This is a genomic window from Streptomyces sp. SID5910 (assembly GCF_009862125.1).
In the GTDB taxonomy this organism is placed as follows: domain Bacteria; phylum Actinomycetota; class Actinomycetes; order Streptomycetales; family Streptomycetaceae; genus Streptomyces.
The window spans coordinates 1-1,371 of the sequence record NZ_WWHX01000842.1 but is presented as its reverse complement, the minus strand read 5'-3'; the positions used below and the strand labels follow the sequence as shown (position 1 = coordinate 1,371).

Sequence of the window (1,371 nt, the reverse complement as noted above, 5' to 3'; positions counted from 1 at the left end):
CGGCGGCGCAGGTCGCGGCGGCCCCCGCGGCGGCACGCAGCAGGCGGCGCCGGGACGCCGACCGGCGGATCGCCTCGTAGCGGCCCGGCGGCGGGCCCAGGTAGTCCGGCCCCGGACGCAGGACGACCAGCAGCGGGTCGTGCGGATCGTCGTGCGCGGACTCCGGGCCGTCCGGATCGCCCTCAAAGCGTGTGGTCAAGGCTTCTCCTCAGATGGACGCGGAGCAGTTCGCGGGCCGCGTGGAGGTCGGCCTTGACGGTTCCTTCCTTGCGCCCGGTCAGCACGGACACCTCCCGGATCGGCATGTCAGCGTAGTAGTGGAGGAGGATCGGGACGCGCAGTCGCTCCGGCAGGGACTGCACGAGCAGGCGTACCGAGGGGTCGGCCTGCTCGGGATGCGGGCGGACCGCGACCTCCGCGGTGACCCGGCGCACGGCCCGGCGCTCGCGCTCCAGCTTGCGCCAGTGGTCCCGGACGAGGTTGGCGGCGGTGACGTAGAGGAAGCCGCGGGGCTCGTCGACGGACGTCCAGCGGGCCCAGAGGCGGGTGAACGCCTCCGAGGCGATCTCGTGGGCGGTCTCGTCGTCGTCGACGAGCCGGCGGCACCAGCCGGCCAGGCGGGGGTAGAGGGCGGCGAACAGCTCGGACGCCGCCCTGTCACGGGACCGTTTCAACGCTCTCCATCGTCGGGTGGGGGGCAGAGGGAAGACGCCGGTGCGGGGGCCGGCGTTCCCGTGGTCACGACGGTCCGGAGGCCGTGGGCGCGCCGCTCGTGGTGTTCGTGGCGGTCAGCTCGGCGAAGACGATGACGTTGTCCCGGTAGCCGTCGCCGTCGTGGGGGCCGCCGCACGTGATGAGCCGCAGCTCCGGGCGGTCCACGTCTCCGTAGACGTCCCGCGTCGGGAACTCGGCCTTCGCCACCGTGCGTACGGACGTGGCGGTGAACACCGCGACCGTGCCGTTCTCCAGGCGCGCCTCGATCCGGTCGCCGCGGTGCAGCCGCGCGAGCCGGCGGAAGACGCCGTCCCCGTGGCTGCCGACCGTGACATGGCCGAGGACGACCGACGGCCCCACCTGGCCCGGCGTGGGCGAATGCCGGTACCAGCCCGCACGGTCGTGGTCCGTGACGGGCGGCACCTGCACCGTGCCGTCCGGTTGCAGCCCGAGCCGCATCACCGGGGTGTCGACCCCGATGGCCGGGATGCGCAGGCCGACCGGGACCGAGCGGCCGAGGGGCCGCGCCGGTCCGTCGGAGGGCTGCGCGGACGGTGCCGTGCGGGCGGGCGGCGCGCTCGCGGCCTCCTCGGACCCGTGCCCGCCGCCGCAGCCCACCAGCAGCGCGGCCAGGGCGAGGGCGGCCGGGGCGCGCCC

At 75.6% G+C, this 1,371-nt stretch carries 2 protein-coding genes and 1 pseudogene; all 3 read right to left on the bottom strand.

Annotated features, from left to right (window positions below; genetic code table 11):
- Positions 1-199 (bottom strand): annotated as a pseudogene (locus GTW67_RS29625) (hypothetical protein); the annotation flags it as partial.
- The gene (locus tag GTW67_RS29620) at positions 183-674 is read right to left on the bottom strand and encodes an RNA polymerase sigma factor (RefSeq protein ID WP_161167829.1); all 492 of its coding nucleotides are present in this window, start codon (positions 672-674) and stop codon (positions 183-185) included. The gene GTW67_RS29620 and the pseudogene GTW67_RS29625, both read right to left, overlap by 17 nt.
- A 64-nt stretch (positions 675-738) precedes the next feature.
- Positions 739-1,371: class F sortase (locus GTW67_RS29615; protein ID WP_346010777.1), on the bottom strand; the 633-nt coding region annotated here is incomplete at its 5' end.